We start from the raw sequence: 16,706 nt of genomic DNA, 5'->3' as shown, positions 1-16,706 counted from the left end.
GATTGACGTTTACGTCAATGTGTCGGCCAGCCCTTGCCCGCATGGCGCAGCAACAGCCAGTGCCGGCGCAACGCCGACAGCCGTGCCACGCCCCCGAGCGGGGCCCGGCGCGAGCCTTCCATCTTGTCGAGATAAGCGCGTGACAGCGCCAGCGGCAGGAATGCCGGACGCAACGACCCCGGCAGCGCGGCAGCCCCCCGTTCGAAGGCGGAAAGATGCTCGCGCGCCAGCGAGATCATCGCGGCCACGGCGCGCTGGGCACCAGAACCGCCATCGCCGGCAATAAACTCTTCCGGCGACGAGCCCGCCGCCGCCAGGATGTCAGCCGGGACAAAACACTGCCCGCGCCCGCGGTGCAGCGGCAACAGAAGCAAAAGGCCCGTCATTGCCTGCGCGCAGCCCCCCCTGCCGGCCAGTTCGGCGAACCTTGGCGCCTCGACAGGATCGAGCACCATTGCCGCAAGCTGGATCAGCGCGGCTGCCGTCTCGCCGCAATAGCCTTCCAGATCGGTGCGCGATGGCATCGGATCGTCGTAGAGATCGAAGATGCGTGCTTCGAGCATGTTCTCAAAGGCCAGTTTCGGCAGCTTGAACGCCGCAATGGTGGTGTTCAAGGCTTCGGCAACGGGATGGCCCGCGCCCGCCTCGCCGCCGGCGGCGATGACATCGCGCCACCATTGCAGCCGGACCTCCCCGGGCAAAGGCTCATGGATGCGGTCACGAATGCCTGATATCTCGGCATTGAATGCGTACAGCGAAAACAGCGCCTTGCGCTTGTCGGCCGGCGCGTAGAGCGCGGTGAGATACCGATCATGGTCGGCGACGCGCACCGCATCCATGACGATTTCAGTATTCTGCGACATATCAATCGACAGCGATGAGCGCGGCTGCCACGGCGCGGTTTTCAGCCAGAAGGACATTGTAGGTCCGCACTGCTGCCCCAGTCGACATCGGGTCGGACGCTATGCCGGCATCCTTCAGCGCGGCCCGCAGTGCCGCCGGCAACGGCCTGAGATCCCGACCCATGCCAACCAGCAGGATCTCGACCTTGTCGGCCTCGGCGAGCAGCCTGTCGAAATCCGCCACGGTCAGCGCTTGGGGATTTGCCGGCTCCCAACCATGGATGCCTGTGGGCAGGCACATGAGAGAGCCGCGATGCGACATGTCGGCAAAGCGGAAGCCGCCATTGCCATAGGCCTCGATTGGCGCGCGGCCGGGGAAATGCGCCTCGCGGATAATGATGCCTTTGCCGGCCATCACTCTATCACCCCTCGGGGCCGCGCGTCAGGTCGCGACGGCCTTGCCGCCGCTGACCGGCTTTTCCTCGTCGGCCGAAGCCTGCGGCCGCAGCTTGAACAGGATGAGCAACGGCGCCGCGATGAAGATCGACGAATACGTGCCGAACACGACGCCGAACAGCATCGCCAGCGTGAAGGAGCGGATCACTTCGCCGCCGAACAGCACCAGCGCCAGCAGCGCCAAGCTGGTCGTGACGGACGTCAGCGTCGTTCTCGACAACGTCTCGTTGATGGCGTTGTTCAACAGCTGTGGCAACGGCATTCGCTTGTATTTTCGCAGATCCTCGCGGACGCGGTCATAGACCACGATCGTGTCGTTCAGCGAATAACCGATAATGGTCAGGATCGCCGCCAGTGACGACTGGTTGAACTCGAGCCCGGTGATGACGAAGAAACCGAGCGTCATGACCACATCGTGCACCGTCGCGACAATGGCGCCGACCGCGAACTGCCATTCGAAGCGGAACCAGACATAGATCAGGATGCCGGCCAGCGCGACGATCATGGCGATCGTGCCTTGCTTGGCCAGTTCGCCGGAAACCGTCGGGCCCACCACTTCGACGCGACGGAAATTATACTGATCCTGCAGCTCGCCGCGCACCTTGTCGATCACGGTCTGCTCGGCATTTTCACCGGCATCCTGCGTGCCGACGCGGATCAACACGTCGTTGGGTGCACCGAACTGCTGCACCTGCACTTCGCCGATGTTCAGTTCCGTCAATCGGCTGCGGATGTCACCAATATTGGCATCGCCGCTCTTCGACTGCACCTCGATCAGGGAACCGCCCTTGAAGTCGATGCCGTAATTGATGCCGACGCTCATGAACAACACGACGGACAATATCGACAATGTGCTGGACAGCGCGAACGTCCACCGGCGGATACCCATGAACGGAATTTTCGTGCCGGGCGGAACGAAAGTCACCGGTGCGCGCGGCAGTTCCTTCGGACGTGCGCGGCGCAGCCAGATCGACACCAGCAGGCGGGTGAAGGTGAAAGCGGTGAAGACCGTGGTCAGGATGCCGATGGCATAGGTGATGGCAAAGCCCTTCACGGGTCCGGTACCGAGATAGAACAGCACCACTGTCGCAATCAGCGAGGTGACGTTGGAATCGACGATGGTCGCCAGCGCCTTCGAGAAGCCGGTGTCGATCGCCTGGATCACCGAGCGACCGGCGCGTCGCTCCTCGCGGATACGCTCGTAGATCAGCACGTTGGAATCGACCGCCATGCCGATGGTCAGCACGATACCGGCAATACCGGGCAAGGTCAGCGTCGCGCCGAGCAGCGACAGCAGCCCGACGATCATCGCCACGTGGACCGCCAGCGCGATATTGGCGAGGAAGCCGAGGAAACCGTAGGCGACGAACATGAATGCCACGACGAGGATCGAACCGATGATGCCCGCGACCTTGCCCGCATGGATCGAATCCTGGCCCAGGCCCGGACCCACGGTACGCTCCTCTATGACCGTCAATGTCGCGGGCAGCGCGCCGGCGCGCAGCAGCACGGCGAGGTCGTTGGCGCTTTGGGCTGTGAAATTGCCGGAGATCTGGCCGGTGCCGCCAAGGATCGGTTCACGGATCTGCGGCGCCGAAATCACCTGGTTGTCGAGGATGATGGCGAACAGCTTGCCGACGTTCTGCGCGGTGGCCTGGCCGAAGCGGGCGGCACCCTTGGAATCGAAGCGGAACGAAACCACCGGCTCGTTGTTCTGCGAATTGTACGTCGCCTGTGCGTCGACGAGGTTTTCACCCGACACGATAACGCGGTTCTCGATCAGGTATGGAACTGGCGGATCGTCCTGGGAATAGAGCACCGACGAACCGGCTGGCGGGCGCCCCTTGAGCGCGTCCTGCACCGGCATCGACTGGTCGACCATCTGGAAGGTCAGCTTCGCGGTCTGGCCGAGAATTTCCTTCAGCCGCTGCGGATCCTGCAGGCCAGGCACCTGGACGAGGATGCGGTCCTCGCCTTGCCGCTGCACGATAGGCTCGGTCGTGCCGAGTTCGTTGACGCGGCGCTCGACCACCTCGATCGATTGTGCCAACGCGGTCGACGTGCGGTATTTGATGCCGGCGTCGGTGACGGTGAACTTGAGCAGGCCCGGCTCGGAATCATCGAGCGCCATTTCCTGGATGGAACCGCCGGTGAACAAGCCGGCGGCGACAGGATCGGTCAAAGTCTTCAATGCCTTCTTGGCGGCATCGAGCTGGGCGGGATCGGTGATGCGGACCTGCAGGGTCTTGCCGGTGCCGGCAAGACCGGTATAGCCGATCTTGGCATCGCGCAGCAGTGTGCGGATTTCGTCGCGCGTCGTCTCCAACCGATCCTTGATCAGATCGTTCTGGTTCATCTCCAGCAGGATGTGCGAACCGCCCTGCAGGTCGAGGCCGAGCGTCATCTGCCGCTTCGGCACCCAACCGGGCAGCTGAGCCAGCGTGCTGGCGGGGAACAGGTTGGGCGCGGCGAGGATCACTGTGGCGGCCACGGCCAGCCAGATCAGGATCATCTTGAAGCGCGAGAAATAAAGCATAGGGCGTCGTCCGTCAGAGCGTGTCCGCGGATCGCTCCGCCTTGAATCTGGTTATTTCTTGGCGTTCTGGTTGGCGACCGGTTCGCCCTTGACTCGCACATCGGCGATCGTCGAGCGCAGCGCCGTCACCTTGGTGCCGCCGCCAAGATCGATCTCCAGCTCGTTGTCGTCGATCACCTTCGTCACCTTGCCGACAAAGCCGCCGCCGGTGACGACAGTGTCGCCGCGACGAACCGCCGCCAGCATCTCGCCGCGCTTCTTCAGCTGCGTGCGTTGCGGGCGGATGATCAGAAAATACATGATCACGAAAATCAGGACAAACGGCAAAATGCTGATGAACATATCGGGAGAGGCGCCGCCGATGCCTTGGGCGTATGCCGGTGTCACGAACATCGAGGTACTCCTGAATTTTGAAAAACAGCCACCAAACGATCAAGCGGGATTTGGCGGCCCCTAGAAATTTGGCCGGAATATAGTCGGTAAAGTTGTCAATGCAACTGCGCGGCCGGGCAAATCGGCTGCTTTTCCGGCCTGTTTAGCCGTGTTAGAGCAGGATCGCGAAAACCGCGAGCCGGTTTTCGGAAAAGATCACGCTCGAACAAATGGTTGCAACCGGTTTCGAAACCGCCGGAATCGAACCGGACCTACCTGCCACCGCAAAAACCGAAGCAAAAAAGACCCGACATGACCGATACCAGCATCGACGCCCTGAACCAGAAACTCGACCGCCTGATCGAGGCGGTCAGCCGCCTCGCGCCGCCGCCGGCGCCTGAAACCGACCTCAACGTGGCCGACTGCTTCGTCTGGCAGGCCGATCCCGGATATCTGGAGCCGGTGCGCAAGGTCAACCGCGTGGATATCGGCCTGATCCGCGGTGTCGACCGCGTCCGCGACATCCTCGTCGACAACACTGAGCGCTTCGCCGCCGGTTTCGCCGCCAACAACGTCCTGTTGTGGGGTGCCCGCGGCATGGGCAAATCGTCGCTGGTCAAAGCCGTACACGCGCGGATCAATGCCAAGGCGAAGCCCGGCCTGCCACTCAAGCTGATAGAAATTCACCGCGAGGACATCGACACGCTGCCGAAGCTGATGGGCCTGCTGAAGGCGGCCCCCTTCCGCGTCATCCTGTTTTGCGACGATCTGTCCTTTGACCATGACGATACGTCCTACAAGTCGCTCAAGGCAGCACTCGAAGGCGGCGTCGAGGGCCGTCCGGCCAACGTCATCTTCTACGCGACCTCGAACCGCCGCCACCTGTTGCCGCGCGACATGATCGACAATGAGCGCTCGACCGCCATCAACCCATCGGAAGCGGTCGAGGAAAAGGTCTCGCTATCCGACCGTTTCGGGCTGTGGCTCGGCTTCCATAAATGCTCGCAGGACGAATATCTCGACATGGTCAACGGCTATGCCAGCCATCATGGCCTCGACATCGACCCCGAGCAGTTGCGCGCCGAAGCGCTGGAATGGGCCACCACACGCGGCAGCCGCTCAGGCCGCGTCGCCTGGCAATTCACCCAGGATCTGGCCGGCAGGCTCGGCAAGCCATTGAAGGATTGAGGCGATGGATCGCGCCGCCAACCCGATCAACCGACAGCGTCATTTGGGCGGCGTCCGTCGCAAATCGCGCGGCGTTTGACCGATCTCGCGGCGCATCCAATGCGCCAGGTGTGACTGGTGCGCGAAGCCCGTCATTTCAGCTACTTCGCTTGTGCTGAGGTCGCCTCGCTGCAGCAGAACGCGTGCGCGTTCAACGCGACGCCGTAACACATAGCGGTGCAGGGTGACGCCCGTCGCCACTTTGAACCATGTCCGCAAATGGGAGCTGCTCGCGCCGGCAACGCGGCTTAGTCGATGAATCGAAAGCGGCTCGTGAAGAGACGCCTCGATGTGCTCCAGCACGCGTTTGAGCTGGGTATCCGACAAACGGTTCGTTCGACCGATATCAGGTTCACCAAGGCCGAGCAGCCTCACCGCCAGTGCGGCGCCAATGCTGTCGGCAAACAAAGGGCCGCTTGGCGAATCTGCATTCAGTTCGCTCTCGAGCGCCCAGGCGAGATGTGCGATGCGCTGGTCGCGAAGCAGGTGGCGCGTGTCGAGCCGCAATGCTTGCCCCTTGCCGCCAAGCTCCGCCACCACCCTTTCCATCAGCGCTGGCTGCAACGCAATCTCGATCGTGTCGAACGGGGTTTCGGCCTCGAAGCCGCCCTCCTGGCCGGCTGGCACCAGGTCGATATCCCCGGCGCGCCTGACGAAATATCGCCCAACCTGATCGCAGTAGGAGCGTGTCGCCGCGCTGGCATGCACCATGATGCGATGGTGTGGAGCCCGGGACAGGCGGTGGACTCCGGCTTCGATATGCCGGGAGGCCATTGTTACATCGGACACGGCTTGAGCCGGAGCGTATCGCGACTGCATGCTCTCTCGATTCATGGCAAAACCTGTCCGAGATTTGGCAATTCCCGCGCGATTTTCAATGCCGTCGACCTGTACTCACGCCTCTCCATCAAACTTGGACGAGAGGTTACACCATGAGTTTCTATGTTGTTGTCGGAGCGGGCCCGGTCGGTCGCGAAACCGCTCGCCTTCTTGGCGAGGAAGGACATGATGTCGTTCTCACCAGCCGAAGCGTCGGCTCGAACGCATTGCGGAACGTGCGGCCCATGCAGGCCGATGCTACCGATGCGTCGGAACTCGCGCGTGTCTGCCAAGGCGCCGATGCCATCTTCATGTGCGCCATGGCCACCTATCACAGGTGGCCAACCGATTTTTTCCCCATCATCGACGGCACCGTGCGCGCGGCCGAAGCGGTCGGCGCGAAACTCATCGTGTTGGGCAACCTCTATGGCTATGGGGAAAATGCCGATAGCCCGCTTCGTTCCGACCTGTCCCTGGATCCTACTTCGAAGAAGGGAACGGCCAGGGCGATCATGTGGCAGCGAGCCGCCCGTGCCGACGTGCCGGCAATCGAAGTGCGGTCCAGCGACTATCTCGGCCACGGCGCGATCAGCTACTTCTCGCTGGTCGCCCTGCCCTCCATCATCGAAGGGAAGCCTACGGCTTTCATTGGAAACCTCGATGCGACGCATGCCTGGGCCTTCACCAAGGACGTCGCCAGGACGCTGGTCGCGGCTTCCCGCTACACGGGCGAATGGGGACGGGCGTTTCACGTCCCCTCGCAATACGCCTCACCCCGGGAGCTCATCCAGAAAACCGCTGCGATGCTTCGACAGGAGGTCTCGGAAATCCGTTCTTATTCGATTGCCGAGATGGAAGCACTGGGTATGCATGAGCTCATCGAGATGAGCTATCTTTTCGAGAACCCCTTGCTGGTGGATTCTTCCGACGCCGAGGTGCTTCTCGGTATCAAGGCCAGCAGCCTTGAGGTCATGATCGCCGACACGCTGCGTGATCATCTCCGCGCTTGAGGGCCGGCCTTCGACAGAACTGAAAAAGCCCGCTCCTTGCGGAACGGGCTGAGCCGGCGGGCTGGACTGGAGGTCAGGCGGCCCGCATATCGCTTTTTTTCTTCTATTCGAGATAGCCTGACGGATCGACCGGGGCGGAGTTCTTGCGCACTTCGAAGTGCAGCTTCGGCGAATCCGTCGTGCCGCTCATGCCCGAGAGCGCGATTTCCTGGCCGCGCTTGACCTTCTGGCCGCGCTGGACCTCGATCGAGCTGGCATGGCCATAGACGGTGACCAGGCCGTTCTCGTGGCGCACCAGCACCGTGTTGCCGAATTCCTTGAGGCCGTCGCCGGCATAAATGACGACGCCGTTCTCGGCCGCCTTGACCGGCGTGCCCGTGGGCACGGCGATATCGACGCCGTCCTTGCCGGATCCGAAACCGGAGATCACCCGGCCGCGCACCGGCCAGCGCATCTTGCCGATGCCGGTGGCATCGGGTGCCACCGCGTCGTCGTCCTCGGCCTGCTGGATGACCTTGGCGTCCTTCTTCGGCGGCGTGTAGGAGGCCAGCGTTTCCGAAGGCGTGGCCTTTGCCGGGACTTGCGTTGTCGCGGTGGTCACCGGATCGACCTTGGCCGGCTTGGCGCTGGCAACCGTCGCCGTTCCGCCGCCCGGCACCTTCAAGGTCTGGCCGATTTTCAATATGCCGTCCTTCATGCCGTTGGCCTGCTTCAGCGCGACCACGCCGACGCCGGTCTTTCTGGCAATCGAGGACATCGTGTCACCCGACTGGACCGTATACGTACCGGCGGCGCCGGTTGCCTTGGCCATCTGCGCCGGCTTGGGTTCCTTGGGCTGGTTCGCCGTGGCCGACGCATCGACCTGGGCGGCGGACTTGCCCTCCTTCAGCTTAGGCTGCTGCGGCAGCACCGCCATCTTGTCCGGCGCGCTGGCCGGCAGGTCATGCTTGCCGTCCTTTGCCGGCTTTGCGTCGGCGACCTTCGGCTCGGCCTTGCTCGAATAGGCATAGGCCGGGATGACGATCTTCTGGCCGGTCTTCAGCCCCTTGGTCGGGCTCAGGCCATTCACCTTCATGATGACATCGGCCGGCACCTTGTAATGCGCCGCCAGGCCGGAAATGGTCTCGCCGTCCCTGACGGTGATTTCGGTCGCGTGCGGCGTGCCTGCCTGGGCCATCCTCGGCTCGTCGGGCTGGGCATTCTTGAAAGGCTTGGCGGCCGGCGCGACAGTGCCGGTCGTCGTCCTGTCGACATGAGGAGCGGGCCGAACCAAGGCCGGCGCCGATGCGACACGCACCGGATTGGCGGCAGGCGCGAGCGCTGGAGCCGGCTGCGCCTGCGCGGAAGCCGGCGGCGGCAAAGGCCGGCTCGAAACCGGATCGAGGCTGGAACGGCTCACCGACTGCGTGTGGCTGCCATCAAGCGGAGCAGCCGAGACATCGCCCGGATAAGGCTGCACCGCATCCTGCTTGTTGATGATGGCACGTTGATTGTTGGTCGAGGACGTGAAGACGTCGTCGACACTGTTGAACCGCGAAGCCTGGGAACTGCACCCGGCCGCCGCGCCTGCAATCATCAGAACAGCGCAGCCCCGCGCCAGATTGCGACTATTTGTCTTCAAAACACTGAGTTGCATCGCACTAACCCGCACAAACGCTGCACCAACTGGACAGGATTAAAGCGCGTTAATGTTACTGGCCGGTTAACCCATTAGAATCCGACGAAAATTTTCTTAAAACATTTGGGGATGATCAGCGGCACGATGGCGAGCCCGAAAGAGATCCGGCGGCCGGCCGGAAACTAGATAACCGCTGCAATGCTTCGCAGGATCGGCTGCAGCCGCACGAGGCCGATATCCTCGCGCTCGAAACGGCTGCCGACCTTGGTGAGCTTGGCCAGCACCTGCTCGCCCTCCTCCGGCCCGATCGGCGCGATGACGATGCCGCCGCTCGACAATTGGTCGAGCAGGAAGCGCGGCAAACTGTCGAATGCAGCCCAGGCGACGATGCGGTCAAACGGCCCTTCATTGGGCAATCCGTTGGAACCATCGGCCTGCCGCACGATGGCATTGCCTATGCCGAGTGCCTCGAAACGCTGCCTGGCTTGCTCGACCAGCGTCTTGTACCGATCCACGGTCACGATCCGCGCCGCCAGCCGCGACATGACAGCCGATGTGTAGCCGGAACCGGTGCCGATCTCGAGCACGCGGTTTCCCGTTTCAATGGCCAATGCGGCGATCACCGCCGCCTGCAGATCCGCCCCTTCGATCGCTTCGCCGCATTCGATCGGCAGCATGCGGTCCGACCAGGCGATCTGGTGGTATTGCGCTGCCAGGAAGCCGCGTCGCGGCGTCGCCTCGAAAGCCGCGATCAGCGCCTTCGGCACCGTTCCCCTGCCGCGCAGGCGCAGCAGGAAAGCGGCAAATCCTTCGCGATCATCGATTGGAAAGCCCTGATTCATGCAAGCGCCTTGCTCAGCTGGTCACGGATCTCATGCGCGGTAAGGTCAAGCTGCAGCGGCGTCACAGACACCAGCCTGTTGCGCAGGGCAAAGAGATCGGTGCCCTGCTTGCCCTCGACCGGCTCGCGGCCGAAGCGCAGCCAGTAATAAGGCAGGCCGCGCCCGTCGCGGCGCTCGTCGACCCACAGGCTGTGCACCAGCTTGCCCTGCGTGGTGACCACCGTGCCGGCCACTTCCTCGGGAAGGCAGTTGGGAAAATTGACGTTGAGCAGGACGCCGTCCGGCAGCGGCGTCGCGACGAGCTTCTTCAGCAGTGCCGGCGCCAGCGCTTCGGTGGTCTCATAGGGGACGACGCGATCCTCGCCGACAGTGCTGTAGCCCTGGCTGAGCGCTATCGACCGGATACCGAGCAGCGCGCCTTCCATGGCGCCGGCGACGGTACCGGAATAGGTCACGTCGTCGGCGATGTTGGCGCCCGAATTGATGCCGGACAGGATCAGGTCGGGTGCACCGGGCAGGATCTTCTTGACGCCCATGATGACGCAATCGGTCGGCGTGCCGCGCACGGCAAAATGCTTCTCGCCGATTTTCCGCAACCGCAGCGGCTCCGAGATCGACAGCGAATGCGCATAGCCCGACTGGTCCTGTTCCGGCGCCACCACCCAGACATCGTCGGACAGGGTGCGGGCGACGCGCTCGAGCGAGGCCAGGCCCTCGGCATGGATGCCGTCGTCATTGGTCAGAAGAATGCGCATTATTTCGATTCGATCTTTTCCAGGCCGCCCATGTAAGGCCGCAGCACTTCAGGAATGGTTACGCTGCCATCCTCATTCTGATAGTTTTCGATGACAGCTATGAGCGCGCGGCCGACAGCGGTGCCCGAACCGTTCAGCGTATGGACGAAGCGGTTGCCCTTGCCATCCTTGTCCTTGTAACGGGCATCCATACGGCGCGCCTGGAAATCGCCGCAGACAGAGCAGGACGAGATTTCGCGATAGGCGTTCTGGCCGGGCAACCAGACCTCGATGTCATAGGTCTTGCGCGCGCCAAAACCCATGTCGCCGGTGCAGAGCACCATGGTCCGGAACGGCAGCTCAAGCCGCTTCAAGACTTCCTCGGCGCATTGTGTCATCCGCTCATGCTCGGCGAGTGAGGATTCCTGGTCGGTGATCGAGACCAGCTCGACCTTGTAGAATTGATGCTGGCGCAGCATGCCGCGCGTATCGCGGCCCGCCGAGCCTGCCTCCGAACGAAAGCAGGGCGTCAGCGCCGTGAAGCGCAGCGGCAGCTTTTCATGCGCCGTGATTTCTTCGCGCACGAGGTTGGTGAGCGGCACCTCGGCGGTCGGGATCAGGCCAAGCCTGCCCTCCCCATGTGGCGTGAAGAACAGATCCTCCTCGAACTTCGGCAACTGGTTGGTGCCGAACAGAACGTCGTCCTTCACCATCAGCGGCGGGATCACTTCCTCATAGCCGTGCTCCGTCGTGTGCAGGTCGAGCATGAACTGGCCGATGGCGCGTTCCATCCGCGCCAGGCCACTCCTGAGCACGGTGAAGCGCGATCCCGACAGTTTCGCCGCGCGCTCGAAATCCATCATGCCGAGCGCTTCGCCGATCTCGAAATGCTCCTTCACCCAGTTCGGCCGTGTCGGCACCTTGCCGACGACATGCTTGACGACATTGTCGTGCTCGTCCTTGCCGACCGGCACATCGTCGAACGGCACATTCGGCAGCACCGCCAGCGCATCGTTCAGCGCCTTGTCGAGCTCGCGCTCGCGCGCCTCGCCGTTCTGGATGAAGGTCTTGATCTCGCCGACTTCGGCCTTGAGTTTCTCGGCAAGGGCGGCATCGCCCGAACGCATGGCGTTGCCGATCTCCTTCGAGGCGGCGTTGCGGCGCTCCTGCCTGGTCTGCAGCTCGGTGACATGTTCGCGCCGCGCCTCGTCCTTGGCGATCAGCCCGTCGACCGTGGACTGCGCCTCATCCGCCGACCACGAGCGCTTGGTGAGCGCCTCGACAAGGGCCTTCGGGTTGTCGCGAATCCATTTGATGTCAAGCATGGTGTCCGTCCTCAAGCTAGGTTTGAGGGGCGTAAACCGCATCCTTGATCGATGCAAGATGGGCCGGGCGGCGGTTGTCGTTTTCCGCCGCCGCCGATGCCCTACGAGGCCGCCGGTGCTGGCGGCTCGTCCGGTGCCTTGTCGGCCACGGTCTCGCCAGCTTCCTGCTTCTCGCGTGCAAGCCGCTGTTTCTCCTGGTCGCGCTCGATCCAACGCGCGGCCCAGATGGAAACCTCGTAGAGAAGGATGGTCGGAATGGCCAAGCCGATCTGGCTCATCGGATCGGGGGGTGTCAGCACCGCGGCAACGATGAAGGCGATGACGATCGCCCATTTGCGTTTTTCGGCCAGCGCCTTGGACGACAGCATGCCGACGCGCGTCATCAGGCTGGTTACCACCGGCAGCTGGAACACCAGGCCGAAGGAGAAGATCAACGTCATGATCAGGCTGAGATATTCCGACACTTTCGGCAGCAGCGAAATCTGTACCTGGTCATCGGTGCCGACCTGCTGCATGGCGAGGAAGAACCACATCACCATCGGCGTGAAGAAGAAATAGACCAGCGAGGCGCCCATCAGGAACAGGATGGGCGATGCGATCAGGAACGGCAGGAAGGCATTGCGCTCGTTCTTGTAGAGCCCGGGCGCAATGAATTTGTAGATCTGCGTGGCGATCAGCGGAAAGGCGATGACCATGCCGCCGAACATGGCGAGCTTGACCTGCGTGAAGAAGAATTCCTGCGGCGCGGTATAGATCAGCTCGACCTTGTGCGGGTCCAGCCCTGCCCATTTCGTCGCCCACTTGAAGGGGACAACCAGAAGGTTGAACAGCCTCTTGGCAAAGAAGAAGCAAACCAGGAAGGCAACGAAGAAGCCACCGAGAGACCAGATCAACCGCCTGCGCAGCTCGATCAGATGCTCCATCAGAGGCGCCGACGATTTTTCGATCTCGTCCTTTTCCTTGTCCGAAACGCTCACTTGGCGGCTCCAGCCGTCTTTTTGGCTGCCGGCTTCTTGGCCCCAGCAGGTTTCGGTTCGGTTTTCGCGGACGCCTTGGCTACAGGCGCCTTGGCCACGGCAGGCTTCGTCACAGCCGCGGTTTCAGGCGCTGCCGCTGTCGTGGCCTTTGTCGACGCCTTGGGCGTGGGTGCGGTTTTTGCCACCCCCCCGGATAAGGCTTTTGCCGCCACCGCCTTCACGGACGTCGAGGCCTTGGATGGCACTTTTGCGGCCGATACCGCCTTGGCGGTTTTCCTGGATGCCTTCGGTTCCGTGGAAGCCGCCACCACCGATTCATCGGTCATCGCCGGGAAAATCGATGCCGGTGTCGTGACTTCCGGGCCATTGACGCCAGGCATGGTCGTTGCACCGTTCTTCAACGGCTCGGCCGCTTGTGGCGTCGCCGCGGCAGGGGCCGATGGATCGGCGGCCGGCTTCGGCTTCATCGCCGCGTCGACGCCGGCGCGCACATCGGCTGCCGCCTGCTCGAACGGATTGAGCTGCTTCTTGATCTCGGCGACTGGGCTGAGACCCCGGAGTTCGTCGACCGACTTCTTGACGTCGTCGAGCTCGGCTTCCTTCAAGGCCTCGTTGAATTGCTTCTGGAAATCGGCGGCCATGGCGCGCAGCTTCGCCGTCGTGCGGCCGAATGTGCGCAGCATGTTGGGCAAATCCTTCGGCCCGACGACCACGATCATGACGATCGCGATCACCAGCATTTCGGTCCAGCCGACTTCAAACATGGCAATCTGTTCCGACTAGAACTTTTGGCTCAGCTCTTGCTGGCCTTTTCCTTCGCGGCCGAAACGGTCTCATCGGCACGGTGTTCGACGGTGCGCTTGTCGTCGGCAACGTCGTCGTCGGCCATGCCTTTCTTGAAGCTCTTGATGCCCTTGGCCATGTCACCCATCAGCTCGGGAATCTTGCCGCGGCCGAACACCAGCAGCACGATCACTAGCACGATCATCCAGTGCCAAATCGAAAATGAACCCATAACCAAATCTCTCTCGAATGTTTTCCCTGGCGATGATCTATGCGTTTTCGCCTTGGGATTCAAACACAACCGCGACAGAGTTTATGAAAGGCCGACGGATGTCACGCATTTTCGGCGATGCGGCCCGCTACCAAACGGCGCATGTAAAGCCGGAAAGCAGCTTTTGAAAGGCGCTCGTGGTCAATCTTCCGTGACGCGCGGCGTCAGCAGACCGAGCTCCTCGAGGTCGATGTCGGTCAGCGGATCCTCGTCCTCGGTCAGCGCGTCGGGATCGGCCGGCGGTTGCGGGATGGAGAAATTCGACGGCATGCGGCCCGAAAGCAGGCCGGCGCCTTTCAGTTCCTCCATGCCTGGAAGATCACGGATTTCCTCGAGTGCGAAATGGTCGAGGAAGGTTTCGGTGGTGCCATAGGTGACGGGGCGGCCGGGCGTTTTGCGGCGGCCGCGCATGCGCACCCATTCCGTTTCGAGCAGCGTGTCGAGCGTGCCCTTCGAGGTTTCGACACCTCTGATGTCCTCGATCTCGGCGCGCGTCACCGGCTGGTGGTAGGCTATGATCGCCAGCACCTCGAGCGCCGCCCGTGACAGCTTGCGCTGCTGCACCGTATCGCGGCTCATCAGGAAAGCCAGGTCGCCAGCGGTTCGGAAGGCCCAGGCATCGCCAACCCGCACCAGATTGACGCCGCGCCGGGCGTAGATCTGCTGCAGCTCCCTCATGGCTAGCGCGACATTGATGCCATCGGGAAGGCGTGCGGCAAGCTGCTTTTCGCTGACGGGTTCGGCGCTGGCGAACACTATCGCCTCCGCCATGCGCACGGCTTCCGCCATATGCAGACGCTCGGCCGGGTTCTGCACCTGCTCGGCCACATCCTCGGAGAACAACTCCTGCCCAGGCTCGTCCTCGACCTTGAACGGGATAACCGAAGCGTTGGCGCGTTCGCTCATGATGCCACCTCGACTGCCTTGATTGCTTGCGTGCGGCCGCGCAAATAGATCGGGGCAAATGTCTGATCCTGCCGCACGTCCATCGTGCCGTCGCGCACCAGTTCCAATGTTGCCGCGAAGGAACTGGCGATCGCCGTGCGCCTTTCCTCGGGGCTTGTCATGTACACGATCAGGAAACTTTCCAGTGTCGTCCAGTCGCTTACAGCCCCGACAAGGCGGGTCAGGATGTCGCGCGCGTCCTTGAGCGACCAGACACCGCGCCTGGCGATCGTCACGTTGTTGATCGCCTGCTTCTGCCGCTGCTGGGCATAGGCCGTCAGCAAGTCGTAGAGCGACGCTGAATAGGCGTTGCGCTTCTCGATGATCACCATTTCCGGCATGCCGCGCGCGAACACGTCGCGACCGAGCCGGTTGCGGTTGACCAGACGCGCAGACGCGTCGCGCATGGCTTCGAGCCGCTTCAGCCGGAACTGCAGCACCGCCGCCAGTTCCTCACCGCTTTCGCCCTCCTCGCCCGGCTGCTTGGGAATCAGCAGCTTCGACTTGAGGAAGGCCAGCCAAGCCGCCATCACCAGATAGTCGGCGGCAAGTTCGAGCCGCAGCGCCCTCGCCGTCTCGACAAAGGTCAGATATTGCTCGACCAGTGCCAGGATCGAAATGCGCGCCAGATCGACCTTCTGGGTACGGGCAAGATGCAGGAGAAGGTCGAGCGGGCCCTCGAAGCCGGCCACGTCAACGACCAGCGACGGATCGCCGGTGACGCGTGAATCGTCATTCTCGGCCCACAGGCGATCCATCGGTGCGGCCTTCGGAGCCTTGCTTTCCAATGCTTCCGCCACTGCCCTGTCACTTCCCTTGGCTATGCCACCGCGTCGAAATAGGTGGCGAATTCAGCGCGTATCTCGGTTTCTTCTACCGTGTCGCTTGTCTTTATATAGGTCATTGCCCGCTTGGCGCGCTCCAGCGACTTGCCTTCAAGCCCTTTGGTGCGCGATGCGATCCCCGCCATCTCCTCGAAAACGCCGTTGCAGTGAAGGACCAGATCACAGCCGGCCGCAAGGATCGAGGCGGCCTTTGTCGGGAAATCCCCAGAAAGCGCCTTCATCGAGGTGTCGTCGCTCATCAAGAGCCCGTCGAAACCGATCTCGCGTCGGATGATCTCGTCGATGACCTTGCCGGAAGTGGTCGCCGGGTTCTTCGGATCGATCGCGCTGTAGACGACATGCGCGGTCATCGCCATCGGCAGATGGTTGAGTTCGCGGAACGGGGCAAAGTCGTGCCGCTGCAGATCGCTGAGCGAGGCGTCGACGACAGGCAGCTCGAAATGCGTGTCGGCAAACGCCCGGCCGTGCCCCGGAACATGCTTCATCACGGGCAGCACGCCGCCCGCCATCAGGCCTTCGGCCGCGGCGCGGCCGAGTTCGATGACCGGACGCGGATCCTTGCCATAGGCGCGCGCGCCGATGACATCGCTGGCCCCTTCGATCGGGACGTCGAGCACCGGCAGGCAATCCGCCGATATGCCGTAGCGCAGGAGGTCGAAGGCATGCAGCCGCGCCATCAGCCAGGCGGCGCGCGCGCCTGCGTCGTGATCGTCGCGCCAAAGCGCCCCCAGCGCGCCACCGGCCGGATAGTTCGGCGCCAGCGGCGGTCGCAGGCGCTGCACCCTGCCGCCTTCCTGGTCGATGAACACCAGCGCGTCCGGGCGCCCGATGCAGTCGCGCATCTCGGCGACGAGATCGCGGATCTGCTCGGCCTCGCCGATGTTGCGGGCAAACAGGATGAAGGCCCACGGGCACTCATTGCGATAGAAACGGATCTCTTCGCGGGTGAGCGTTTTCCCGGCACAGCCGAGGATCATGGATTTTGATTCGGTCATTTCAGGAGTCTAGGGCTTCGCGCGGTCAAAGGGAATCATCCCTGACCGCATAGGACGGGCTGCAAAACAGGCTTCCACATGAAAAAGTCGGGGGGGGGGGGGGGGGGGG

Annotated in this window: 17 protein-coding genes; 2 read left to right on the top strand and 15 right to left on the bottom strand. The window is 62.7% G+C overall.

The window, feature by feature from the left end:
• Nucleotides 1-14: 14 nt before the first annotated feature.
• The 4 genes from LB557_RS30815 to yajC are packed head-to-tail and all read right to left on the bottom strand — an operon-like array spanning nucleotide 15 to nucleotide 4,227.
• A complete protein-coding gene (locus LB557_RS30815) occupies nucleotides 15-863 on the bottom strand; it encodes a phytoene/squalene synthase family protein (RefSeq protein ID WP_181171122.1) in 849 nt (282 codons plus the stop codon).
• A gap of 1 nt (nucleotide 864) precedes the next feature.
• The gene (locus LB557_RS30810) at nucleotides 865-1,257 is read right to left on the bottom strand and encodes an Mth938-like domain-containing protein (protein ID WP_015317544.1); all 393 of its coding nucleotides are present in this window, start codon (nucleotides 1,255-1,257) and stop codon (nucleotides 865-867) included.
• A gap of 27 nt (nucleotides 1,258-1,284) precedes the next feature.
• Nucleotides 1,285-3,834 (bottom strand): protein translocase subunit SecDF, encoded by a 2,550-nt coding sequence (gene secDF, locus LB557_RS30805; protein ID WP_140661121.1) that lies wholly within the window; start codon nucleotides 3,832-3,834, stop codon nucleotides 1,285-1,287.
• Nucleotides 3,835-3,885: 51 nt separating this feature from the next.
• Nucleotides 3,886-4,227 (bottom strand): preprotein translocase subunit YajC, encoded by a 342-nt coding sequence (gene yajC / locus LB557_RS30800; RefSeq protein ID WP_010909882.1) that lies wholly within the window; start codon nucleotides 4,225-4,227, stop codon nucleotides 3,886-3,888.
• 291 nt (nucleotides 4,228-4,518) lie between these two features.
• Here yajC and LB557_RS30795 point away from each other — a divergent pair, with 291 nt between their 5' ends.
• Nucleotides 4,519-5,394 carry an ATP-binding protein gene (locus tag LB557_RS30795; RefSeq protein ID WP_015317542.1) on the top strand — a complete coding sequence of 292 codons (876 nt, stop codon included), beginning with the start codon at nucleotides 4,519-4,521 and terminating at the stop codon, nucleotides 5,392-5,394.
• A gap of 39 nt (nucleotides 5,395-5,433) precedes the next feature.
• Here LB557_RS30795 and LB557_RS30790 read toward each other — a convergent pair whose 3' ends face one another.
• Complete coding sequence (locus tag LB557_RS30790) at nucleotides 5,434-6,252, bottom strand: AraC family transcriptional regulator (protein WP_140661120.1); 819 nt, start codon at nucleotides 6,250-6,252, stop codon at nucleotides 5,434-5,436.
• A gap of 113 nt (nucleotides 6,253-6,365) precedes the next feature.
• On the opposite strand from LB557_RS30790, the gene LB557_RS30785 reads away from it, so the two are divergent.
• Nucleotides 6,366-7,262, top strand: coding sequence for an NAD-dependent epimerase/dehydratase family protein (locus LB557_RS30785; RefSeq protein ID WP_140661199.1), 897 nt, complete (start codon nucleotides 6,366-6,368; stop codon nucleotides 7,260-7,262).
• Between the two features lie 103 nt (nucleotides 7,263-7,365).
• Here the strand turns inward: LB557_RS30785 and LB557_RS30780 are convergent, their stop codons facing one another.
• The 10 genes from LB557_RS30780 to nagZ all read right to left on the bottom strand — a co-directional run bounded on the left by LB557_RS30780 (nucleotide 7,366) and on the right by nagZ (nucleotide 16,597).
• Nucleotides 7,366-8,898, bottom strand: coding sequence for a peptidoglycan DD-metalloendopeptidase family protein (locus LB557_RS30780; protein WP_140661119.1), 1,533 nt, complete (start codon nucleotides 8,896-8,898; stop codon nucleotides 7,366-7,368).
• 164 nt (nucleotides 8,899-9,062) lie between these two features.
• A complete protein-coding gene (locus LB557_RS30775) occupies nucleotides 9,063-9,722 on the bottom strand; it encodes a protein-L-isoaspartate(D-aspartate) O-methyltransferase (protein ID WP_015317538.1) in 660 nt (219 codons plus the stop codon).
• A complete protein-coding gene (surE, locus tag LB557_RS30770) occupies nucleotides 9,719-10,477 on the bottom strand; it encodes a 5'/3'-nucleotidase SurE (RefSeq protein ID WP_140661118.1) in 759 nt (252 codons plus the stop codon). The genes LB557_RS30775 and surE overlap by 4 nt, the downstream gene beginning before the upstream one ends.
• Nucleotides 10,477-11,781: a serine--tRNA ligase gene (gene serS / locus LB557_RS30765; protein ID WP_140661117.1), complete on the bottom strand. Its 1,305-nt coding sequence runs from the start codon at nucleotides 11,779-11,781 to the stop codon at nucleotides 10,477-10,479. The genes surE and serS overlap by 1 nt, the downstream gene beginning before the upstream one ends.
• Nucleotides 11,782-11,882: 101 nt before the next feature.
• A complete protein-coding gene (gene tatC, locus LB557_RS30760; protein ID WP_023769965.1) occupies nucleotides 11,883-12,758 on the bottom strand; it encodes a twin-arginine translocase subunit TatC in 876 nt (291 codons plus the stop codon).
• The gene (gene tatB / locus LB557_RS30755) at nucleotides 12,755-13,522 is read right to left on the bottom strand and encodes a Sec-independent protein translocase protein TatB (RefSeq protein WP_224643867.1); all 768 of its coding nucleotides are present in this window, start codon (nucleotides 13,520-13,522) and stop codon (nucleotides 12,755-12,757) included. Before tatB ends, tatC begins: the two co-directional genes overlap by 4 nt.
• 29 nt (nucleotides 13,523-13,551) lie before the next feature.
• Nucleotides 13,552-13,773, bottom strand: coding sequence for a twin-arginine translocase TatA/TatE family subunit (locus tag LB557_RS30750; protein WP_015317533.1), 222 nt, complete (start codon nucleotides 13,771-13,773; stop codon nucleotides 13,552-13,554).
• A 180-nt stretch (nucleotides 13,774-13,953) separates the two neighbouring features.
• On the bottom strand, nucleotides 13,954-14,718 hold the full coding sequence (gene scpB, locus LB557_RS30745; RefSeq protein ID WP_140616077.1) for an SMC-Scp complex subunit ScpB: 765 nt from the start codon (nucleotides 14,716-14,718) through the stop codon (nucleotides 13,954-13,956).
• On the bottom strand, nucleotides 14,715-15,515 hold the full coding sequence (locus tag LB557_RS30740; protein WP_015317531.1) for a segregation and condensation protein A: 801 nt from the start codon (nucleotides 15,513-15,515) through the stop codon (nucleotides 14,715-14,717). The genes scpB and LB557_RS30740 overlap by 4 nt, the downstream gene beginning before the upstream one ends.
• Before the next feature lie 62 nt (nucleotides 15,516-15,577).
• Entirely contained in the window at nucleotides 15,578-16,597 is a 1,020-nt protein-coding gene (nagZ, locus tag LB557_RS30735; protein WP_224528112.1) for a beta-N-acetylhexosaminidase, read from the bottom strand.
• Nucleotides 16,598-16,706: the final 109 nt, after the last annotated feature.

It is taken from the genome of Mesorhizobium sp. BR115XR7A, assembly GCF_020165315.1.
GTDB classification, from domain to species: domain Bacteria; phylum Pseudomonadota; class Alphaproteobacteria; order Rhizobiales; family Rhizobiaceae; genus Mesorhizobium; species Mesorhizobium australicum.
The sequence above is the reverse complement of the archived record's forward strand: the minus strand, read 5'-3'. Positions and strand labels throughout refer to the sequence as shown.